The organism is Flammeovirga agarivorans, assembly GCF_012641475.1.
GTDB lineage: Bacteria > Bacteroidota > Bacteroidia > Cytophagales > Flammeovirgaceae > Flammeovirga > Flammeovirga agarivorans.
The window spans coordinates 1-634 of the sequence record NZ_JABAIL010000103.1; the positions used below are offsets into that span (position 1 = coordinate 1).

General features: G+C 28.7%; 1 protein-coding gene. It reads left to right on the plus strand.

Going from position 1 to position 634, the window contains the following annotated elements; all coding sequences use genetic code 11:
* The coding region (locus tag HGP29_RS28445) for a hypothetical protein (RefSeq protein WP_211093472.1) at nt 1-289 on the plus strand (289 nt) is incomplete at its 5' end.
* Between the last annotated feature and the right edge of the window lie 345 nt (nt 290-634).

Consider the following 634-nt stretch of genomic DNA (forward strand, 5'->3'; position numbering starts at 1 on the left):
TTATTCAAAAGCTAATAAACTAGCTCAAGTTGTGTTTTTAAAACTTATGCAAAATGAATTTCATCTTTTCGATAAAAAGTTAGATACTGATAGCTCTAGAAACTTATTTTTTAGCCTTAAAAAAATGGATGAAAACCTTAAGCAATTTGATGTTGAAACAATGGTATTATCAAAGAGTTTAGGAATCATGATTGAAATTGATAATGAAGAAGAAGAAGTTGAAAGTATTTTTGATAATGATTATGCTATAAACAGTATTGCTTTTTTTATTGATGGTTGGTATATGTGATTACTATTCACACCCCACTGTTTGGAGAAGTCTGTTACTTATAACATAATGTCAAAAAAGTAAGCATCAAAAAATGAGTATTACTCTCTTCTTTTATTTATTTTTCACACTAGAGGTTTTACATGCACAAACATATCCTTTACTCATCCAACTAAAACAGCAACAAGTTGAACTTCAAATCAACTATTAGAAGACAGTTTATTGCAAATGGGAGAGATACTGGTTCTTTTTGTAGTAGGTAGAGTAGACATATCAAAAGCCCATGATTTCAATCGTGGGCGAAAAGGATCAATGAGTTCAATAAACTAGATACCTTTATTTTAACTAATAGTAATAAGTTACAAA